Below are 19,546 nucleotides of genomic sequence, written 5' to 3' on the forward strand. Positions count from 1 at the left end.
CAACGGTAGGGGCGAGGTGGCCGAACGACGTTTGTCCAGGGCGTAGCAATAGGGAGCGGGCACACTACGGTCTGGCTACTCCGAGCTGGTCGCCTTCAGGGCGAGCCAGAGCTCCATCCGTGCGTCGGCGTCGTCCAGGGAGCGGCCGAGGATCTCCTCGACCCGGCGCATGCGGTAGCGCAGGGTGTGGCGGTGGACGCCGAGGTCGGCCGCGGCGGCGTCCCACTGGCCGTGCCGGGACAGCCAGGCGCGCAGGGAGGCGACGAGGTCGCCGCGGCCCGTGGCGTCGTGCTCGTACAGCGGCCGCAGCATCCCGTCGGCGAAGGCCCGTACCGCGTCGTCCGCCAGCAGCGGAAGCACGGATCCGGCCGCCATCTGCTCGTGCTCCACGAGGACGCGCCCGCGCCGCCGCGCCACCGACAGCGCCTGCTCGGCCTGCTTGTACGCGGCGGACGCGGCGATGGGCCCGGCCGGCGCCGACAGGCCCACGACCAGTTCGTCCTGCTCGCCGCCCGGCACCTTCTCCCGCACGCCGGCCCGGGCCGACTCCAGTGCCGCCGCGTACTCCCCGCAGGCCGCCGCGGCGGCACCGCCGTCCGCGGCCAGCACCACCAGCCGCTCCCCCTCAGGCACGACGAGGACGGCCTCCCCGGCCCGGGCCGCGGCGGATTCCATGACGTCGGCGAGCGCCGCGAGGGGGTCGCCGCCCGTGTCGGCGGCGGCGAGCGCGGCGGCGGAGGGCCGGTCGACGGCCGGGGCACCCGAGTGGGCCTCGGCCCGGGTCAGCGCGGCCGAGGCCGACACCGGCACCCGCTCCGCGACCAGCATCCGGTACGGCGCGTCCAGCAGCCCGCCGTACAGGTCCCCGGCGACCGCACGCGCGTGGTCCGGCTCCCCGGCCAGCAGCATGCGCAGCACCGCCGCGCCGACCCGCTGCTCGGCCGCCTGGAGGGACCGGGAGCGTTCCGTGGTCAGGGTCAGCAGGGCGATGGCCGAGTGGACGGCGTAGCGCTCGGCGGTGCCGAGGGCGGCGGCCGTGCCCACGGCGAGGGCCGCGCGGGGACGCCGGCCCGTGCCGATGCTGTGCAGTTCGACCCGGTCCTCGTTCTCCGGCCCGCCGGCCACCGAGGAGGCGGGCGCGGGCCGCTCCCCCAGCCGCTGTACGTCGCCGGTGAGCCGCGCGGCCCGCCGCCCGGCCCATTCGGGTGCCGTGGCGACGACGGCGCCCGAGGCGTCGTACAGCGCGGCCCAGCCGTCGACCTGCGCGGCGAGCGCGGCCAGCAGCCCCTCGGGCCCGCCCGTCTGCGCCTGCCGGGTCAGCTCCCGCTGGGCGGCGAACCCGGCCGTGACGGCGCGGTACTGGTCGGCGGCGATCGCGGCGGACACGGCCTTGCTGATGGCGAGGAACGGCGTGCGGCGCGGCACCTCCAGCAGCGGCAGGCCCTCCTCCTCGGCCGCGTCGACCAGCGCCTTGGGGATCTCCTCGTAGTTGACGCCGACGGCGAAGCCGAGCCCGACCACGCCGGCCCCGACCAGCCGCCGTACGTAGCGGCGCATGGCCTCCGGGTCCTCGGCGTCCAGCTTGAGCGCGGTGACCAGCAGCAGTTCCCCGCCCTCCATGTAGGGCACGGGGTCGGCGAGCTCGCTGACGTGCGCCCAGCGGACCGGCACGTCGAGGCGGTCTCCGCCCGCCCGCACGGTGAGTTTCAGCGCGGAGTGGTGGACGAGCGAGGCGAGCGTCGGGGGCATGAGGCCTTCAGGTCTGCGTCAGGGCTGTGTGATCGTTGTGCTGTTTTGGCCGTCACGTATGAACGACCTGTGACGATTCTGCCTCACCGTACGGTCCCCGCGTACCCACACCGTTCGGAAGGCGACAGCCCTGCCGACTCTGTAAGCCCGGTCAGCCCCGGAGATCCACGAGCAGCGGTGGCGCGTGCTCGCCCTTGACGTCGGTCAGCGAGAGCACCGCGTGCCCGGCCGGCACCCCGTGCGCCAGCTCGGAGGCGGACCAGCGCTCCCGTTCGACCTGCCGCACGGTCACCGCCCGCGCGGTCGGCGCCTTGCCGGTGATGACCCTGCGCAGCATGTGCGCGGCTTTACCGGCGGGCGTCTCCGCGATGATCTGCCGGTCGGTGACGTCCCGGGCCTCGGTCCACTCCTTGCCCCACACCTCGGCGAAGTCCTGCCCGTCCCACGGGGTGAGCCCCGACAGCGCCATCCGGCACCCGGTGGCCCCCAGCAGGGGTCCGCGCAGGGGCCGGGGTACGTCGTCCAGCGTCCGCAGGGTCAGCACGACACCGGCGTTGCCGGACCGCAGCCGCTGGATGCCGCGCACGGCCTCGGGCGTCACCACGCCGGTCGCGTCATCGAGCAACAGACAGGCGAACAGCGACCGGTCCTCGCGTACGGCGACACTCGCCGTGAACTGCGCGAGCACCAGCCGCGCCAGCATCCGGGAGGCGTCGGCGTGCCCGCGCTCGGGCAGGTCGATCCGCACGCGTACGGGATGGTCGAGGGCCTTGAGGGTGAACGGCCGGGTGCTCCCGGACGTGTCGAAGAAGGAGGCGAAGGCGGGCCGGTCGAGCAGTGCGACCCGATCCGCGAGCACCCCACCGACATCACCCGGCTGCCCCATCTGCCGCTCCCGGGCGTCCAGTTCCCGCAGCAGCGACTCCTGCCCGGCCTCCTGAAGCCCCTGCCGCAGCGCGGCCAGCGGCCCCGGCGCCCCGTCCAGCAGCTGCCGCAGCTCCGGCACGGACGGAAAACGCCCGTGCACGGACCGGAACGGCCCCAGCAACTGCGCGAGGACGGTCGTGGAACGCCGGCTGTCACTGCCCGGATGCGGATCGGCGAGGTCCCCGACGAGCGCCTCGGCGAGCACGGCCGCGGCCTCGTCCGGGTCGCCGGTCCCCCCGTACAGATCCAGGTCGTACTCGGACTCCTGGTTCCCGATCCGCACGACGACGTCATACGCATCGGCCGGCCCGAGCCCGGCCCCCGCCGCCCCGACGACGACGACGGCGGCCCGCCCGGCGAGAGCATGCAGACACAACGACTCGGCGAGCGGCCGCACGACGGTACCGGTCTTACCGGATCCGGCGGGGCCGACGGCCACGAGCGAGGTGCCGAGCAGATCGGGCCCGAGGCCGAGCCCCGCGCCACGGTAGGTGTAGGGGTTGCGGGCGTCGTCCACGGTGGTCCCGATCCGCACCTGGCCGGTGAGCAGGTCGTGCCGGGCGAGCCGCGCCGGCAGGTCGCGCTCCCCGGAAGGGTGGAGGCAGGCGGCGGCGCCGTCCCGCAGGACCGTGGAACTGAAGGTGGCGAGGCTGTGCCGTCCGGTGCGCACGCCCTGCCAGGCGCGGAGGATCCGGGCATGGTCGACGTCCCGCATGAGCCCGGCCCGCGCCTCGGCGGCCAGCCGCTCGGCGGCGTCGACGGCTCCTGCGGCGCGCAGCTCGTTCCACTGGGCCGGATCGTCCTGGTCGGCCGGCTGCGCCTGCGGGGACTCCGGCCTGCGGAAACGGGGGACGACGAAGCGGCGCCACACCTCGCCCCAGCGGCCGAGCCGGGCCACACCGACCATGATCGCCAGGGCGACGAGCAGCTCGTACCCCCGGTACACCACGAACGTGCCGGTCTCGCCGATGCCGCTGTCGGCGCCGCGCCAGGCGTCGGGAACGATCAGATCGAACGGCACCCACCACCAGTTGCCGAGGTAGCCGTTCTGGAGCAGCGACCAGATCAGCCATCCCACCAGGAAGGCGATCAGCGCCCCGCTCAGCAGCTGCCGCGTGGGGATCTCCTCCGGCTCCTCCGCCGGCCGCGGCCGATGCCCGAACCGCCACACGCCGGGCGGCGCCTCGGGCCGGGGCGTGCGCAGCCACGTCAGGAAGGAGGACCCGTCCGGCACCGGTGGCATCCCGGGCGCCCGGGTCGGCCGGGGCGGCACAGTGACCCCCTCTGGCGGCACCCCGGGCACCTCCGGCGGCCCCGCCGGACGCGGCACCGGGTTCGCGTGCGTACCCCGCGCCTCCTGCGTCCCGTCGCTGTCCATCGCCCTTGCCCCCTGACCAGCCGCTCCGTCCACCATCAGCGAGCCAATCTAACGCCCTCCCCTGGGGAGTTCACCGCTTACACGGCCGGGGCCGGGGCACCAGCCCACGAGACCGCCATGTCCACCCCGGACAAGCCGCCCTTCCGACAACGCCCACATGGAGCATGCCCACCCCCCTCCCCCCGCCCTAGCCTGCGAGAAAGGAAGCGAAGTGGCTGTAACCATTCGTCCGCACCACCCCAGGAGCCCCGCATGACCGCACTTCCGCAGGAGCGTCGCGTCGTCACCGCCATTCCCGGACCGAAGTCGCAGGAGTTGCAGGCCCGCCGTACCGCCGCGGTCGCGCAGGGTGTGGGGTCCGTGCTGCCCGTGTTCACGGCGCGGGCCGGTGGCGGGATCATCGAGGACGTCGACGGCAACCGACTGATCGACTTCGGGTCGGGCATCGCCGTGACCTCCGTCGGTGCCTCCGCCGAGGCCGTCGTGCGCCGGGCGTCCGCGCAGCTCGCCGACTTCACCCACACCTGTTTCATGGTCACGCCGTACGAGGGGTACGTCGAGGTCGCCGAGGCGCTCGCCGAGCTGACCCCGGGTGACCACGCCAAGAAGAGCGCGCTGTTCAACTCCGGCGCCGAGGCCGTCGAGAACGCCGTGAAGATCGCGCGGTCGTACACGAAGCGGCAGGCCGTCGTGGTGTTCGACCACGGCTACCACGGGCGCACCAACCTGACCATGGCGCTGACGTCCAAGAACATGCCGTACAAGCACGGCTTCGGGCCGTTCGCGCCCGAGGTGTACCGCGTGCCCGTGGCGTACGGCTACCGCTGGCCGACCGGCCCCGAGAACGCCGGCCCCGAGGCCGCCGCGCAGGCCATCGACCAGATCAGCAAGCAGGTCGGCGCGGAGAACGTCGCAGCGATCGTCATCGAGCCGGTGCTCGGCGAGGGCGGCTTCATCGAGCCGGCCAAGGGCTTCCTGCCGGCGATCCGCAGGTTCGCCTCCGACCACGGCATCGTCTTCGTCGCCGACGAGATCCAGTCCGGCTTCTGCCGTACGGGACAGTGGTTCGCGTGTGAGGACGAGGGCGTCGTCCCCGACCTGATCACCACCGCCAAGGGCATCGCCGGCGGTCTGCCGCTCGCCGCCGTGACCGGGCGCGCCGAGATCATGGACGCCGCGCACGCCGGCGGTCTGGGCGGCACCTACGGCGGCAACCCGGTCGCCTGCGCGGGTGCCCTGGGTGCGATCGAGACCATGAAGGAGCTCGACCTCAACGCGAGGGCCAAGCACATCGAGGCCGTGATGAAGACGCGCCTTTCCGCCATGCAGGACAAGTTCGACATCATCGGTGACGTCCGCGGCCGGGGCGCGATGATCGCCATCGAGCTGGTCAAGGACCGTACGACGAAGGAGCCCCACCCCGAGGCGACCGCCGCGCTCGCCAAGGCCTGCCACGCCGAGGGCCTGCTGGTCCTGACCTGTGGCACCTACGGCAACGTCCTCCGCTTCCTGCCCCCGCTGGTGATCGGCGAGGACCTGCTGAACGAGGGCCTCGACATCATCGAGCAGGCCTTTTCCCGCATCTGACGTCGGCAGAGCACGCAGAGCGTGTGAAGAAGGTGTGCGAGGTGGATGACAGGGGGCCCTACGGCCTGTCCTGGGTCCAGCCCCTGTCGTAGGTTCTACCCAGATGAGAGATACACCCCGCCCACAGGGGACTGTGGGTGACATCAGGCCGAGGCCTCCCCAGCTTCGACCTGGTCGTGCCCTCGCGCACACAACCGGAGCCTGAGGCTCTGGATCTCCTCACCGATCGGACAGTCGCCCGCCCCAAACCCCCCGGGGCGCGCGACGTTCCGGTCCGGACGGCCGCCCCGGAACTCCCCCCCTGTTCCGGGGCGGCCGACCTCCATTTCCGGCCCATGCAGGTCATGCCGTTCCCCTGGCGGGCTGCGCGGGTTCCGGCCGGTGTATCCCGCGCGGGCGGTATCCCAGGACATCCGCGAGCCCGACGAGATCCGCGAGCAGCCAGACGATGGCGAGCCACATCTCCGTGCCCTGGAGCCCGGGTTCACGGCCCGGGCCACTGCCGTCGGGAGTGGGGCCGAAGGAGAATCCCCGGCCCGGATGCCAGCGGCGCAGGGCCGCGGTGAGCTGGGCCGACGCCCAGGCACGGGCCTCCTCGGCACGGTGGGTGGTCTGCCGGGCGCAGAGCCACAAGGGGTGGATCACGTCCAGGACGTTGCAGGCGTTCTCCCGGCCCGGTGAGAAGTACCGGAGGTCGCGCGCGTGGTCGAGCACCGTGTCGATCACCCGCTCCGCGTACGGCACGGGCAGCCCGAACTGGGCGAAGGAACCGCGGGTGAGCCGGTAGTAGCCGTTGACCATCTGCAGGCGCCCGGACTCGGGGGTGGGCGAGCCCCACATGCCCGTCCAGGGGTCGGCATGGGTGTGCAGCCAGCCGAACAGCGCCTCCAGCGCCCCGGGAGCGGCGGCCTCCGTACCGAGGCGCCGGTTCCAGTGCGCCGCGGTGGCCCAGGAGTCGACCCACGCCCCGGCATGCCAGGCACGCTCGCGCCAGGGCAGTTCGGCCAGGTGTCCGACGAGTCGGTCCGCCGTGGTGGTGCGCACCGCGTGGACCGGGTGGGCGAAGGAACTGCCGAGCAGGTCCAGCGCGTAGCCCACGCACAGCACGTGGTACGCCGAGGCCCCGTCCTCCGGCAGCCCGGCCGGGCCGGGGACCGGCGGTGCCGCGCCGTACTCGGGGACCAGTCCGGTGGCGGGGTCCTGGAGGGCACGCAGCCGCGCCGCGTGCTCGGCGGCGGGCAGGTGGGGCGGCTCTTCCCCGAGCAGCAGCGCGGCGATCTCGACGGCGTCGCAGTGCGCCCGCACGGTCGGCTCGGCACCGGGCCGGTCGACGTACCGGCCGGTGCCGGGCTGCCGACAGCGGTCCAGCAGACCGGCGGCCTGCGCGCGGGCGCCGTCGGCGAACGCGGCCAGTTCCTCGATGAGCACCGTCCGTTCCAGGGAGGGGCGCGGTGCCGCTCCGCGTGTTGCGGGCACCCGCGGCTCCCGGCGGTCGCGTATCCGGCGGGCCGGGTTGCCGGCCGCCACCGTCCACGCGGGCAGGTCCTTCGTGACGACCGCGCCGGCGCCGATGACGCAGTGGTCCCCGATGGAGACGCCGTCCACCACGACCACGTGGGAGCCGATCCACACATCGTCGCCGACCGTGATCCCGGCGCTGGTGACGGGCTGCTGATGGACCGGCAGGTCGGGCGAGGTCCCGTGGTTGAAGGCGAGCAGCGAGCTGTGGGCGCCGATGCGCACCCCGTTCCCGAGGGTGACGGTGCCGCGCACCACGGTGAAGGGGTTGATCGTGCAGTCGGCGCCGGTGCGTATCTCGCCGGTGACGTAGGCGTGGGCCGCGATGTACGACCGGTCGCCCAGGGACAGATGGTCCGGGTACACGGCGGCCGTCTCCGCGACGAAGCAGCCCTCACCGAGCCGTACGGACGCAGCGCCCGGCTCCGCTCCCGGCCCCGTTCCCCCGACCAGCCGTTTCTGCCGCCGTTCCTGTGCCGCCCGCTGCTCCTGCGACGCCTGCTCGGCGTAGAGCCATGGACAGTGGTCGAAGAGGCCGTCGTCCTTCTCCGCCGGCTGGTTCACGTGATCCTCCACTGGGTCGCGCGGGTGGACAGTGGACATCCGTGCCCGTGCCAAGCTGGTTCCCATGCCGATCTCCGAGGACCAGGATCTCGACGAATCCGCCACCGCGCAGCACCCGCGCTCCCTGGCCGTCTTGTTCGGCATCCCGGCGCTCCTCTTCGCCCTGATCACGTGGCAGGTCGTCGTGGACGGTCCGCTGGTCCGTCTCGACGAGCGCGTCCGCCGCGGCCTGCTCCACCCGGACGGTCTCTCCGAGTTCCTCTCCGATCTCGGCAACATCCAGGTCGCGCTCCCGGTCCTCGCCGTCGCCCTCGGATACGTCGCGCTGCGGACCCGCGGTACGGACCGCTGGTGGCTGCCCGTCACCGCCGCGGTCCTCCTCATGGCGCTGGTTCCGGCACTGATCGTCCCGCTCAAGGAACTCACGGACCGCCCGGGCACCCCGGCCGTGCCGCCCGGCACCGGCTACTACCCCTCGGGCCACACCGCCACGGCCGCCATCGCCTACGGCAGCGCGACCCTGCTCCTGCTCCCCCGGCTCGGCACGCCCCTCGCCCGCCGCACCCTCGTCACGGCCTGCCTCGCCCTCGTTCTCGGCGTGAGCTACGGCCTGGTCCGCCATGGGTACCACTGGCCCCTGGACGTGGTGGCCAGCTGGTGCCTGTGCGCGGTACTGCTGTCGTCGCTGTGGCTGTTCCTCAGGCGCGCCGCCCTGCCCGAGCAGCCCGTGTCGGGCTAATCGCCGTGCTCCGTGGCCAGCCCGGCCGCCGCCTCGTGCATCGCCAGTTCCAGCAGGGCCGGGTCCGTCAGGGCGCCCGAGCCGTCCGGGGGGACGAGCCAGCGGACGCCGCCGGGTGAGGAACGCCCCGGGTACGGCACGACGATCCAGGTGCCGGCGCCCGCCGTGCGGATGCCCGTGCCGAGCCAGCGGGACGCGGTACCCGGCGGCACGAAGAACCCCATGCGCGCATCGCCGAAGTCGACGAGCACGGGGCCGGGCTGGTCGAGGACGCGACTGAGCACGTCGAGCGTGGCGTAGCCGAGTTCGCCGGGCAGGATGAGGACGTCCCACGCGCTGCCGGCCGGCAGCAGCGCGACCCCGAGCGGGTTGCGTTCCCACTCCCAGCGGCAGGTCTCGGGATCGGGCGCGACGGATGCGAGCCACTCGACCGCCGTCTTCGCACCGGTCATCAGGAAGACCTCCTTCTCGCTCGTGAACCTCGCGAACGCGCGGGGCGTTCCGAGGGCGTCACGAGGGAGAGGGAGGTCTCCTTGCGGTCATTACGCGGGTTTCGGCCCCTCGTTGGAGTGAACCGTCTCACACCGGAGTGAACCGTCTCACCCGCCGCCGGTTCAGCTGTCGAAGCCCAGCCCCAGCCGGTCCATCGTGCGCAGCCACAGGTTGCGGCGGCCGCCCTGAGCGTCGGCGCGGGCCAGGGACCACTTGGTGAGGGCGATCCCCGTCCAGGCGAAGGGTTCCGGGGGGAACGGCAGCGGCTTCCTGCGGACCATCTCCAGCTCGGTGCGCTCCGTGCGCTCCCCCGCCAGCAGGTCCAGCATCACCTCGGCGCCGAAGCGCGTCGCACCGACGCCCAGGCCCGTGTAGCCGGCCGCGTAGGCGACCTTGCCCTGGTGGGCGGTGCCGAAGAACGCCGAGAAGCGGGAGCAGGTGTCGATCGCGCCGCCCCAGGCGTGGGTGAAGCGGACGCCCTCCAGTTGCGGGAAGCAGGTGAAGAAGTGCCCGGCGAGCTTGGCGTAGGTCTCCGGGCGGTCGTCGTACTCGGCGCGCACGCGGCCGCCGTACGGGTAGATCGCGTCGTAGCCGCCCCAGAGGATCCGGTTGTCGGCGGACAGGCGGAAGTAGTGGAACTGATGGGCGCTGTCCCCGAGGCCCTGGCGGTTCCTCCAGCCGATCGAGGCCAGTCGGTCGGGACTGAGCGGCTCGGTCATCAGGGCGTAGTCGTAGACCGGGACGGTGTACGAGCGGACCCGCCGGACCAGGTTCGGGAAGATGTTCGTGCCGAGGGCGACCCGGCGGGCGCGGACCCGGCCGTAGGGAGTGCGTACGGCCATGCCCGCGCCGTACGGCTTCAGGGTGAGCGCGGGGGTGTGCTCGTAGACGCGGACGCCCAGCTTGACGCAAGCCCGTTTCAGACCCCAGGCGAGCTTCGCGGGGTGCAGCATGGCCACGCCCCGGCGGTCCCACAGACCCGCCTGGAAGGTCGGTGAGTTCACCTGTTCCCGGACCGCCTCGGCGTCCAGGAACTCGACATCCTCGGCGAGGCCCCGGCGGGTCGTCTCCTCGTGCCAGCCGCGCAGTTCCGCCGTCTGGTAGGGCTCGGTGGCGACGTCGATCTCGCCGGTGCGTTCGAAGTCGCAGTCGATGGAGTGCCGGGCGACCGCCGCCTCGATCGCGTCGAGGTTGCGGGTGCCCAGCTCCTGGAGTTTGTGGATCTCGTCGGGCCAGCGGGCGAGGCCGTTGGGCAGGCCGTGGGTGAGGGAGGCGGCGCAGAATCCGCCGTTGCGTCCGGAGGCGGCCCAGCCCACCTCGCGGCCCTCCACCAGCACCACGTCCCGCCGCGGGTCGCGTTCCTTGGCGATCAGCGCCGTCCACAGTCCGCTGTAGCCGCCGCCGACGACCAGTAGATCGCAGGTCTCGGAGGTGGTGAGGGCGGGTTCGGGGCGGGGCCGGCCGGGGTCGTCCAGCCAGTACGGGAGCGGCTGGGCTTCGGAAAGCGAACGGATCCACTGGTTCCGCTGGTTCATGGCGCTCGGGGCCATGATGTCAACTCCCTACGGTCAGGCCTTGTGTCTGTTGCGCCGGTTACCGACGACCATGGAAGCAAGGACGAGCAGCACGGCGACGACGAACATGGTCGTGCCGATGACATTGATCTGAACGGGCGTTCCGCGCTGCGCCGAGCCCCAGACGAACATGGGGAAGGTGACGGTCGAGCCGGCGTTGAAATTGGTGATGATGAAATCGTCGAAGGAGAGCGCGAAAGCGAGCAGTGCGCCCGCCGCGATTCCGGGTGCCGCGATCGGCAGGGTGACCCGGACGAAGGTCTGGAACGGGCCCGCGTACAGGTCCCGCGCCGCCTCCTCCAGCTTGGGATCCATCGACATCACGCGCGCCTTGACGGCCGTGACCACGAAGCTCAGGCAGAACATGATGTGCGCGATGAGGATGGTCCAGAAGCCCAGCTGGGCGCCCATGTTGAGGAACAGGGTGAGCAGCGAGGCGGCCATGACGACCTCGGGCATCGCCATCGGCAGGAAGATCAGCGAGTTCACGGCGCCGCGGGCGCGGAACCGGTAGCGAACCAGCGCGAAGGCGATGAGCGTGCCGAGGAGGGTGGCGCCGAGCGTCGCCCAGAAGGCGATCTGGAGGCTGACCGACAGGGAGCCGCACAGATCGGAGACGCCGCACGGGTCTTTCCAGGCGTCCAGGGAGAACTGCTGCCACTCGTAGTTGAAGCGCCCCTTCGGTTTGTTGAAGGAGAACACCGTGACGATGACGTTCGGCAGGAGCAGATAACCGAGCGTCAGCAGTCCCGCGATGACGACGAGATTTCTTTTCAGCCAGTTGACGAAGGGCATTTAGACCAGATCCTCCGTCCCGGACCTGCGGATGTAGAGGGTGACCATGAGGAGGATGGCCGCCATGAGGATGAAGGAGAGCGCCGCGGCGGTCGGATAGTCGAGCACTCTCAGGAACTGCGTCTGGATGACGTTTCCGACCATGCGGGTGTCGGTGGAGCCGAGCAGGTCGGCGTTGACGTAGTCGCCGGTGGCCGGGATGAAGGTCAGCAGCGTGCCGGAGACGACGCCCGGCATCGACAGCGGGAAGGTGACCTTGCGGAAGGTCGTCCAGGGGCGGGCGTACAGATCACCGGCGGCCTCGTGGAGCCGGCCGTCGATGCGCTCCAGTGAGGTGTAGAGCGGCAGGATCATGAACGGCAGGAAGTTGTACGTCAGTCCGCACACCACCGCGAGCGGTGTGGCCAGGACCCGGTCGCCGGCGGTCCAGCCGAGCCAGTTGGTGACGTCCAGGACGTGCAGCGTGTCGAGCGCGCCGACGAGCGGGCCGCCGTCCGCGAGGATCGTCTTCCAGGCCAGGGTGCGGATCAGGAAGCTGGTGAAGAACGGCGCGATCACCAGGATCATGATCAGGTTCCGCCAGCGGCCCGCGCGGAAGGCGATCAGATACGCGAGCGGGTAGCCGAGCAAGAGGCACAGGATCGTGGCGGTGCCCGCATAGAGCACGGACCGCACGAACTGCGGCCAGTAGGCGGACAGCGCGTCCCAGTACGTGGCGAAGTGCCAGGTGACCTTGTAGCCCTCCTCCAAGGAACCCGTCTGCACGGACGTGGAGACCTGGTAGATCATCGGCAGCGCGAAGAAGACCAGCAGCCAGAGGATGCCGGGGAGCAGCAGCCAGTACGGCGTCCAGCGGCCCCTGCGCTTTTGGGGTTTCGGCTCGGGCGCTTCCGGCGCGAGCGGCGGTGGCGCCTCGGTGAGTGTTGACATCAGGCCGCCTCTTCCACTCCGGCGTCGGCGTCCTGGTCCGCGTCCAGGCCGAAGGTGTGGGCCGGGTTCCAGTGCAGGACGACCTCGGCGCCCGGCACGAGCCGCGGGTCGCGGTCGATGTTCTGGGCGTAGACCTCGAAGTCGGAGCAGACCGGGCTGTCGACGACGTACTGCGTCGAGACGCCGATGAAGCTGGAGTCGGCGATCCGGCCGGTGATGCGGTTGCGGCCGTCGGGTATCTCGCCGGCGTCGTCCGCGTGGGTGAGGGAGATCTTCTCCGGGCGGACGCCGACCAGCACCTTGCCGCCGGTGGCCGAAGGGGCGGAGCACCGCGCCTCGGGCAGGACGAGCTTGCCGCCGCCGGCCTTCAGCACGATCTCCTCGCCGCTGGTGGAGTCGACCTCGGCCTCGATGAAGTTGGAGGTGCCGAGGAAGTTGGCGACGAAGGTGGTGCGCGGGTTCTCGTAGAGGTCGGCCGGTGAGCCGAGCTGTTCGACGCGGCCCGCGTTCATCACGGCGACCGTGTCGGCCATGGTCATGGCCTCCTCCTGGTCGTGCGTGACGTGGATGAAGGTGATGCCGACCTCGGTCTGGATGCGCTTGAGCTCCAGCTGCATCTGGCGGCGCAGCTTCAGGTCGAGGGCGCCGAGCGGCTCGTCGAGGAGCAGCACCTTGGGGTGGTTGATCAGCGCTCGGGCCACGGCGACGCGCTGCTGCTGGCCGCCGGAGAGCTGGTGCGGCTTCTTGCGGGCCTGCTCGCCGAGCTGGACCAGGTCGAGCATCTCCCCGACCTGCTTCTTCACCGACTTGATACCGCGCCGGCGCAGCCCGAAGGCGACGTTCTCGAAGATGTCGAGGTGCGGGAAGAGGGCGTAGGACTGGAAGACCGTGTTCACGGGCCGCTTGTACGGCGGGAGCGTGGTCACGTCCTGGCCGCCCAGAGACACGGTTCCGGCGGAAGGTTCCTCCAGGCCGGCGATCATGCGCAGGGTGGTGGTCTTGCCGCAGCCGGAGGCGCCGAGCAGGGCGAAGAAGGAGCCCTGCGGCACGGTCAGGTCGAGCGGATGGACGGCGGTGAAGGCGCCGTAGGTCTTGGATATGCCCGTCAGGCGGACGTCGCCGGTGGGGTCTGTCTTGGTCGTCATCTTGGGTCACGCCCCCGTCAGCTTCGCGAACTTCTCTTCGAACTCGGTCTCTTCCTTCGAGCTCAGCGAGCGGAAGGCGTGCGACTTGGCGGCCATGGCCTTGTCGGGGATGATCAGCGGGTTGTTCGCCGCGTCCTCGTCGATCTTCGCCAGTTCGGCCTTCACGCCGTCGACGGGGCACACGTAGTTGATGTACGCGGCGAGTTCGGCGGCCGGCTTCGGCTCGTAGTAGAAGTCGATGAGCCGCTCGGCGTTCGTCTTGTGCCGAGCCTTGTTGGGGATCAGCAGGTTGTCGGTCGACGTCATGTAGCCGCTGTCCGGGATGAGGAAGTCGATGTCCGGGCTGTCCGCCTTGAGCTGGACGACGTCACCGGCCCAGGCGACGCAGGCCGCGAAGTCGCCGCTGGTCAGGTCGGAGGTGTAGTCGTTGCCGGTGAAGCGGCGGATCTGGCCCTTGTCGACGGCCTTCTGCAACCGGGCGATGGCCGCGTCGTAGTCGTCGGCGGTGAAGTCCGCCGGGTCCTTGCCCATGTCGAGCAGCGTCATGCCGACGCTGTCGCGCATCTCCGACAGGAAGCCGACCCGCCCCTTGAGCTTGGGGTTGTCCAGCAGGTCCGATATCGACTTCACCTCGACGCCGTCGAGGGCCTTCTTGTTGTACGCGATGACGGTCGAAATGCCCTGCCAGACGTACGAGTAGGCGCGGCCCGGGTCCCAGTCGGGGCTGCGGAACTGGGCCGACAGGTTGGCGTAGGCGTGCGGCAGGTTGCTCGGGTCGAGCTTCTGCACCCAGCCCAGGCGGATGAGGCGGCCGGCCAGCCAGTCGGTCAGGACGATGATGTCGCGGCCGGTGTCCCGGCCCGCGGCGAGCTGCGGCTTGATCTTGCCGAAGAACTCGTTGTTGTCGTTGATGTCCTCGGTGTACTTGACCTTGATGCCGGTGCGTTTCGTGAACTGCTCCAGCGTCGGGTGGTGCTTGCCGCTGTCGTCGACGTCCATGTACTCGGTCCAGTTGGAGAAGTTCACGGTCTTCTCCTTGGCCGAGCGGTCCTGCGCCGGGACGCCGCCCTGCGACCGGCCCGCCGCCGGGATGCCGCAGGCGCTCAGCGTCCCGAGTCCGCCGGCCGCTAGCGCCCCGCCCGCGGAGGCGCGCAGCAGCGACCGCCGTGTGAGAGCGGCCCTGCCGTTCCTGAAACTGCGCCGCATGGCGGCCACTTGGGCCGGGGACAGGCGGTCGGGCTCGTACTGCTCCATGCGCGTGGTGCCCTTTCGGAGGGTGGACGGCCGTTGGTCAGGCGGCCTGCAGACGACTATCGGTCCCCGAAGACGGTGCGGTGCCAGTCTTTGGCGGTCACCGCCGTGTTGTCGAACATGACGTGTTTGATCTGGGTGTACTCCTCGAACGAGTACGCGGACATGTCCTTGCCGTAGCCGGAGGACTTGTAGCCGCCATGCGGCATCTCGCTGATGATCGGGATGTGGTCGTTGACCCACACACAGCCCGCCTTGATCTCGCGTGTGGCCCGGTTCGCCCGGTACACGTCCCGGCTCCAGGCGGAGGCGGCGAGCCCGTACGGGGTGTCGTTGGCGAGCGCGATGCCCTCGTCGTCGGTGTCGAACGGCAACACGACCAGGACCGGGCCGAAGATCTCCGACTGGACGACCTCGCTGTCCTGGGCGGCGTCGGCGATGAGGGTGGGCCGGTAGTAGGCGCCCTTGGCCAGCTCGCCCTCCGGTGCTTCGCCGCCGGTCACCACGCGCGCGTAGGCACGCGCCCGGTCCACGAACCCGGCGACCCGATCGCGCTGGACGTGCGAGATCAGCGGGCCGAGGTCGGTTCCGGCTGCGAAGGGATCACCGAGCCGGACGGTCTCCATGAGCGCGGCCGTCCGCTCCACGAAGGCGTCGTACAGCGGTCGCTGCACGTACGCGCGCGTGGCGGCCGTGCAGTCCTGCCCGGTGTTGATGAGCGCGCCGGCGACCGCGCCGTGGGCGGCGGCCTCCGGGTCGGCGTCGTCGAAGACCACGAAGGGTGCCTTGCCGCCGAGCTCCAGGTGGAGACGCTTGACGGTGGCGGTGGCGATCTCGGCGACGCGCTTGCCGACAGCGGTGGAGCCGGTGAAGGAGGTCATGGCCACGTCGGGGTGGCCCACGAGGCGCTCACCGGCCTCCCTGCCGGTGCCGGTCACAATGTTGATCACGCCGTCCGGGATCCCGGCGTCCGTCGCCGCCTGGGCGAAGAGCAGCGAGGTCAGCGGGGTGAGCTCGGCGGGCTTCAGGACGATGGTGTTGCCCGCCGCGATCGCCGGGAGGATCTTCCAGGCGGCCATCTGGAGGGGATAGTTCCAGGGCGCGATGGAACCGACGACACCGATGGGCTCGCGCCGGATGTACGACGTGTGGTCCCCGGAGTACTCGCCGGCGGACTGGCCCTGGAGCAGCCGCGCGGCACCGGCGAAGAAGGCGGTGTTGTCGATCGTCCCCGGGACGTCGAACTCGCGGCTCAGTTTCAGCGGCTTGCCGCACTGGAGCGACTCGGCGCGGGCGAAGTCCTCGGCGCGGTCGGCCAGGACCGCGGCGAACCGGTGCAGGGCGTCGGAACGCTCGCCGGGCGTGGCCGCCGCCCAGGCCGGGAAGGCCTCGCGGGCGGCTGCGACGGCCCGGTCGACATCGTCTGTGCCCGCCAGTTCGTAGCGGAGCACCTCCTCGCCCGACGCCGGGTCGACGACCGCGTGCGTGCGGCCGGAGGTGCCCCTGGTCAGGCGCCCGGCGATGTACTGCGTACCCTCCGCGAAGCGCTCCTCGGCCGGGAATCGGTCCGCGGTGGCGTTGCCCGGGTTGTGCATGTCGCTCTCCTCCGTGTCCCCGTGGTGGGGCCGGCGTGGCTCAGGCTCGATTTGAGTGCCGATCCTGACAGAGGGATGGCATGCCAACAAGGGATTCCGTTGTTGATTTTTGGTTACGCGACGGAATCTGTCGACCAGGTGTCGAGTTGGCCGCACCGAGACAGGACGGTGTGTCAGTGGTGCGTGCCAGACTCGCGTGCATGGAGGAGATCACGGGGGCGGTCCGTTCCCGGACCGCCCTGATCAGGGCGGTCCGTACGGGGACCAGGATCGAGTATCTGCATTTCTGGGGGCACCGGCCTCGGCCGGACGGCCGGATCGGGGCGAGCTGTCTGAGCCAGTGGTGGCCGGCGCCGTTCACGGTGGACGGCGTGGAGTACGCGACGGCCGAGCACTGGATGATGGCGGGCAAGGCCCGGCTCTTCGAGGACGCGGCGGCGGAGCGGGCCGTCCTGGCGGCAGCGCATCCCGCCGAGGCGAAGAAGGCCGGGCGGCTCGTGCGCGGGTTCGACGAGGCGATATGGGAGCGGGAGCGGTTCCGGATCGTCGTGGAGGGCAGCGTCCACAAGTTCGGCGCGCATCCCGAGCTTCGGGGGTTTCTGCTGGGCACGGGTGATCGTGTGCTGGTCGAGGCGAGTCCGGTGGACCGTGTGTGGGGCATCGGGCTGGCCGCGGACGACGAGGCGGCGGCGGATCCGGAGCGGTGGCGGGGGCCGAACCTGCTGGGCTTCGCGCTGATGGAGGCGCGGGAGCGGCTGCGTCGGGCATGAGTGAGGGGCCGGTCCAGGGACCGGCCCCCGTCTCGGGCCTTCGTTCAGGACGCCGCGCCGATCCCGCCCATGATGCTGGCGAAGAGCAGGAAGCCCAGCAGCGGAAGGATCACGGTGGCGATGATGCCGCAGACCAGACCGGCGGTCGCCGCACCCTTGTTGGTGGCCTCACCACGGGTGGCCTTGCCCCGGCCGATGGCGCCGAAGATGATCGCCAGGATGCCCAGGATCACGCCGAAGAACCACAGCAGGAAGGTCACGCTGCACACCACGCCGATGATGCCCAGCACCAGACCCGTGGTTCCCATGCCGTTGCTCGGCTGCGCGGGCATCGCGTAGCCGGGAGCCTGGGGGTAGCCCGCAGGGGGCGCGGCCGGGTAACCGGGAGTGCCCTGGGGGTAGCCGTACCCGGGGCTGCCCTGCTGCGGATAGCCGTACCCGGGGGGCGGCTGCTGCGGCTGCTGCGGTGGCTGGGACGGCGGACCGAACCCACCGGGCGTGGGGTTGGTGTTGGACATGGACGATCTCCCCTCCGTTGTCAGACCAGGGAATCGTAGTGGCCGAATCAGCCCCGCAGTACGGCAGTTCAGTGGTGGGCCGCGGCAGTGGCGACCGGGGCCTGCGCGCCGTAGTACGGGTCGTCGTACGGCTCGTCGCTGTTGATCGCGGCCGTGATGCCGACGGCTATCAGGACGATCACCGCGATGCCGAGGATGATCCCGATGATGCCCATGATCAGGCCCGCCTGCGCCTGACCGTGGTTGGTGGCCACTCCGGCCTCGGCGCGCTTGCGGCCCTTGATGCCGAAGACGACGGCGAGGATGCCGGTGACCAGGGAGACCACGCCGTACAGGCAGAAGAGCGTGCAGGAGACGATGCCCAGCACCATCGCGGCGATGCCCATGCCGTTCTGGGGGGCCGCGGGCATGCCCGGCCAGCCGTAACCGGCCTGGGGGTACCCGCCTCCCTGCGGATAGCCGGGGTAGCCGTACCCGCCAGGGGCGACGGGTGGGGGCGGGACGGCGCCGGAGTTGGGCGTGTCGTACTGGGGCGTGCCGGTGGGTGGGGTGAAACCCGCGCTCGGCATCGAGGTGACCGTGGCCTGGTCGTGCACGGACGGCGATCCGGACGGCGACTGCGGCGTCTGGTTCTTGTCGAGCGAGGTCTTGTTCTCCGGGGGCGCCCACGGGTCGTGGCCGCCGCCTCCGCCGGGCTGCGTCGGGTCCGTCATGGTGCATCCCCCCTGGGTCGATCGTGCCGCCATGCTACGGGGCGGTTCGGTGCCGGCCACAGTGCGGGTTGGGTTGGGGCTGGTCGCGTCCACGCCGCGGAGCCGCACATCGATACAGCCCCGCGCCCCTGAAGGGGCGCTGTGCCCACGGCATACGATGACTCCGAGTCATCGATCAGCCGATCACCCGCGCCCCGCCCGCCCTGCGCCGGCAGGGGCGCCGTTCCGGGGAGGAACCCTTGACCGAGCATCTCGTCGACCCTCGCGCCCCACGCGACCTCACGGCCTTCGTCGCCGGACTGCCCAAGGCCGAACTGCATGTGCACCACGTGGGCTCCGCCTCCCCCCGGATCGTGTCCGAACTGGCCGCCCGGCACCCCGACTCGAAGGTCCCGACCGATCCCGCCGCCCTGGTCGACTACTTCTCGTTCACCGACTTCGCCCACTTCATCGAGGTGTACCTGTCGGTCGTCGACCTGATCCGCACCCCGGAGGACGTCCGGCTGCTGACCTTCGAGGTGGCCCGTGACCTGGCCCGGCAGCAGGTGCGGTACGCCGAGCTGACCATCACGCCGTTCTCCTCCACCCGCCGCGGCATCGACGAGCGCGCCTTCATGGATGCGATCGAGGACGCCCGCAAGGCCGCGGAGGCAGATTTCGGGACCGTGCTGCGCTGGTGCTTCGACATCCCCGGCGAGGCGGGGCTCGAAGCCGCCGAGGAGACGACCCGGCTCGCCACCGACGACCGGCTGCGCCCGGAGGGCCTGGTCTCCTTCGGTCTGGGCGGGCCCGAAGTCGGCGTGCCGCGTCCCCAGTTCAAGCCCTACTTCGACCGGGCCATCGCCGCCGGGCTGCACTCCGTACCGCACGCCGGTGAGACCACCGGACCGGAGACGGTGTGGGACGCCCTCACGCATCTGCGGGCCGAGCGCATCGGGCACGGCACCAGCTCCGCGCAAGACCCGAAGCTGCTGGCGCACCTCGCCGAGCACCGGATCCCGCTGGAGGTGTGCCCGACCTCCAACATCGCCACGCGCGCGGTCCGCACCCTCGACGAGCACCCGATCAAGGAGTTCGCCGCGGCCGGGGTCCTCGTCACGATCAATTCCGACGACCCGCCGATGTTCGGCACCGACCTCGACAACGAGTACGCGGTCGCCGCCCGGCTGCTCGACCTCGACGAGCGGGGCCTGGCCGACCTGGCGAAGAACGCCGTGGAGGCGTCCTTCCTGGACGCGGCGGGCAAGGCCAGGATCAAGGAGGAGATCGACACGTACACCGGGGAATGGCTCGACCGGTGA

The 19,546-nt window shown here is 71.3% G+C and carries 16 protein-coding genes; 4 read left to right on the forward strand and 12 right to left on the reverse strand.

Annotated elements, in window-relative coordinates:
- Positions 1-75: 75 nt before the first annotated feature.
- Together ABZ192_RS20190 and ABZ192_RS20195 are read right to left on the reverse strand one after the other, a co-directional pair.
- Complete coding sequence (locus ABZ192_RS20190) at positions 76-1,749, reverse strand: PucR family transcriptional regulator (RefSeq protein WP_356925823.1); 1,674 nt, start codon at positions 1,747-1,749, stop codon at positions 76-78.
- A 151-nt stretch (positions 1,750-1,900) separates the two neighbouring features.
- Positions 1,901-4,054, reverse strand: a complete 2,154-nt coding sequence (locus ABZ192_RS20195; RefSeq protein WP_356925824.1) for an ATP-binding protein — start codon at positions 4,052-4,054, stop codon at positions 1,901-1,903.
- Positions 4,055-4,306: 252 nt separating this feature from the next.
- Between ABZ192_RS20195 and gabT the strand changes: the two genes are divergently transcribed.
- Positions 4,307-5,641: a 4-aminobutyrate--2-oxoglutarate transaminase gene (gene gabT, locus ABZ192_RS20200; RefSeq protein WP_356925825.1), complete on the forward strand. Its 1,335-nt coding sequence runs from the start codon at positions 4,307-4,309 to the stop codon at positions 5,639-5,641.
- Between the two features lie 342 nt (positions 5,642-5,983).
- Here gabT and ABZ192_RS20205 read toward each other — a convergent pair whose 3' ends face one another.
- A complete protein-coding gene (locus ABZ192_RS20205) occupies positions 5,984-7,762 on the reverse strand; it encodes an acyltransferase (protein ID WP_356925921.1) in 1,779 nt (592 codons plus the stop codon).
- A gap of 25 nt (positions 7,763-7,787) precedes the next feature.
- Here ABZ192_RS20205 and ABZ192_RS20210 point away from each other — a divergent pair, with 25 nt between their 5' ends.
- Complete coding sequence (locus ABZ192_RS20210; protein WP_356925826.1) at positions 7,788-8,462, forward strand: phosphatase PAP2 family protein; 675 nt, start codon at positions 7,788-7,790, stop codon at positions 8,460-8,462.
- Here ABZ192_RS20210 and ABZ192_RS20215 read toward each other — a convergent pair.
- The 7 genes from ABZ192_RS20215 to ABZ192_RS20245 all read right to left on the reverse strand — a co-directional run bounded on the left by ABZ192_RS20215 (position 8,459) and on the right by ABZ192_RS20245 (position 16,244).
- Positions 8,459-8,914: a hypothetical protein gene (locus ABZ192_RS20215; RefSeq protein ID WP_356925827.1), complete on the reverse strand. Its 456-nt coding sequence runs from the start codon at positions 8,912-8,914 to the stop codon at positions 8,459-8,461. The genes ABZ192_RS20210 and ABZ192_RS20215 overlap by 4 nt on opposite strands.
- A 162-nt stretch (positions 8,915-9,076) precedes the next feature.
- Entirely contained in the window at positions 9,077-10,504 is a 1,428-nt protein-coding gene (locus ABZ192_RS20220) for an FAD-dependent oxidoreductase (RefSeq protein WP_356925828.1), read from the reverse strand.
- Positions 10,505-10,522: 18 nt separating this feature from the next.
- Positions 10,523-11,323 carry an ABC transporter permease gene (locus ABZ192_RS20225; RefSeq protein WP_020272869.1) on the reverse strand — a complete coding sequence of 267 codons (801 nt, stop codon included), beginning with the start codon at positions 11,321-11,323 and terminating at the stop codon, positions 10,523-10,525.
- A complete protein-coding gene (locus ABZ192_RS20230; protein WP_356925829.1) occupies positions 11,324-12,253 on the reverse strand; it encodes an ABC transporter permease in 930 nt (309 codons plus the stop codon).
- Positions 12,253-13,398: an ABC transporter ATP-binding protein gene (locus tag ABZ192_RS20235; RefSeq protein ID WP_356925830.1), complete on the reverse strand. Its 1,146-nt coding sequence runs from the start codon at positions 13,396-13,398 to the stop codon at positions 12,253-12,255. The genes ABZ192_RS20230 and ABZ192_RS20235 overlap by 1 nt, the downstream gene beginning before the upstream one ends.
- Positions 13,399-13,404: 6 nt before the next feature.
- Positions 13,405-14,652 carry a spermidine/putrescine ABC transporter substrate-binding protein gene (locus tag ABZ192_RS20240; protein WP_356925831.1) on the reverse strand — a complete coding sequence of 416 codons (1,248 nt, stop codon included), beginning with the start codon at positions 14,650-14,652 and terminating at the stop codon, positions 13,405-13,407.
- A gap of 56 nt (positions 14,653-14,708) precedes the next feature.
- Positions 14,709-16,244 carry a gamma-aminobutyraldehyde dehydrogenase gene (locus tag ABZ192_RS20245; RefSeq protein WP_356925832.1) on the reverse strand — a complete coding sequence of 512 codons (1,536 nt, stop codon included), beginning with the start codon at positions 16,242-16,244 and terminating at the stop codon, positions 14,709-14,711.
- A 200-nt stretch (positions 16,245-16,444) separates the two neighbouring features.
- Here ABZ192_RS20245 and ABZ192_RS20250 point away from each other — a divergent pair, with 200 nt between their 5' ends.
- Positions 16,445-17,014: an NADAR family protein gene (locus ABZ192_RS20250; protein ID WP_356925833.1), complete on the forward strand. Its 570-nt coding sequence runs from the start codon at positions 16,445-16,447 to the stop codon at positions 17,012-17,014.
- Positions 17,015-17,058: 44 nt separating this feature from the next.
- On the opposite strand, the gene ABZ192_RS20255 is transcribed toward ABZ192_RS20250, so the two are convergent.
- Together ABZ192_RS20255 and ABZ192_RS20260 are read right to left on the reverse strand one after the other, a co-directional pair.
- On the reverse strand, positions 17,059-17,532 hold the full coding sequence (locus ABZ192_RS20255) for a DUF4190 domain-containing protein (protein WP_356925834.1): 474 nt from the start codon (positions 17,530-17,532) through the stop codon (positions 17,059-17,061).
- Between the two features lie 68 nt (positions 17,533-17,600).
- The gene (locus ABZ192_RS20260; protein WP_356925835.1) at positions 17,601-18,245 is read right to left on the reverse strand and encodes a DUF4190 domain-containing protein; all 645 of its coding nucleotides are present in this window, start codon (positions 18,243-18,245) and stop codon (positions 17,601-17,603) included.
- A gap of 239 nt (positions 18,246-18,484) precedes the next feature.
- Between ABZ192_RS20260 and ABZ192_RS20265 the strand changes: the two genes are divergently transcribed.
- Positions 18,485-19,546 (forward strand): adenosine deaminase, encoded by a 1,062-nt coding sequence (locus ABZ192_RS20265; protein WP_356925836.1) that lies wholly within the window; start codon positions 18,485-18,487, stop codon positions 19,544-19,546.

Source organism: Streptomyces sp. NPDC006235, assembly GCF_040613735.1.
Classification (GTDB): Bacteria; Actinomycetota; Actinomycetes; order Streptomycetales; family Streptomycetaceae; genus Streptomyces.

Excerpts from the sequence above, each read along its gene's own strand:
- ABZ192_RS20190 (WP_356925823.1), bottom strand. The coding sequence starts at position 1,749 with ATGCCCCCGACGCTCGCCTCGCTCGTCCACCACTCCGCGCTGAAACTC.
- ABZ192_RS20195 (WP_356925824.1), bottom strand. The coding sequence starts at position 4,054 with ATGGACAGCGACGGGACGCAGGAGGCGCGGGGTACGCACGCGAACCCG.
- gabT (WP_356925825.1), top strand. The coding sequence starts at position 4,307 with ATGACCGCACTTCCGCAGGAGCGTCGCGTCGTCACCGCCATTCCCGGA.
- ABZ192_RS20205 (WP_356925921.1), bottom strand. The coding sequence starts at position 7,762 with ATGTCCACTGTCCACCCGCGCGACCCAGTGGAGGATCACGTGAACCAG.
- ABZ192_RS20210 (WP_356925826.1), top strand. The coding sequence starts at position 7,788 with ATGCCGATCTCCGAGGACCAGGATCTCGACGAATCCGCCACCGCGCAG.
- ABZ192_RS20215 (WP_356925827.1), bottom strand. The coding sequence starts at position 8,914 with ATGACCGGTGCGAAGACGGCGGTCGAGTGGCTCGCATCCGTCGCGCCC.
- ABZ192_RS20220 (WP_356925828.1), bottom strand. The coding sequence starts at position 10,504 with ATGGCCCCGAGCGCCATGAACCAGCGGAACCAGTGGATCCGTTCGCTT.
- ABZ192_RS20225 (WP_020272869.1), bottom strand. The coding sequence starts at position 11,323 with ATGCCCTTCGTCAACTGGCTGAAAAGAAATCTCGTCGTCATCGCGGGA.
- ABZ192_RS20230 (WP_356925829.1), bottom strand. The coding sequence starts at position 12,253 with ATGTCAACACTCACCGAGGCGCCACCGCCGCTCGCGCCGGAAGCGCCC.
- ABZ192_RS20235 (WP_356925830.1), bottom strand. The coding sequence starts at position 13,398 with ATGACGACCAAGACAGACCCCACCGGCGACGTCCGCCTGACGGGCATA.
- ABZ192_RS20240 (WP_356925831.1), bottom strand. The coding sequence starts at position 14,652 with ATGGAGCAGTACGAGCCCGACCGCCTGTCCCCGGCCCAAGTGGCCGCC.
- ABZ192_RS20245 (WP_356925832.1), bottom strand. The coding sequence starts at position 16,244 with ATGCACAACCCGGGCAACGCCACCGCGGACCGATTCCCGGCCGAGGAG.
- ABZ192_RS20250 (WP_356925833.1), top strand. The coding sequence starts at position 16,445 with ATGGAGGAGATCACGGGGGCGGTCCGTTCCCGGACCGCCCTGATCAGG.
- ABZ192_RS20255 (WP_356925834.1), bottom strand. The coding sequence starts at position 17,532 with ATGTCCAACACCAACCCCACGCCCGGTGGGTTCGGTCCGCCGTCCCAG.
- ABZ192_RS20260 (WP_356925835.1), bottom strand. The coding sequence starts at position 18,245 with ATGACGGACCCGACGCAGCCCGGCGGAGGCGGCGGCCACGACCCGTGG.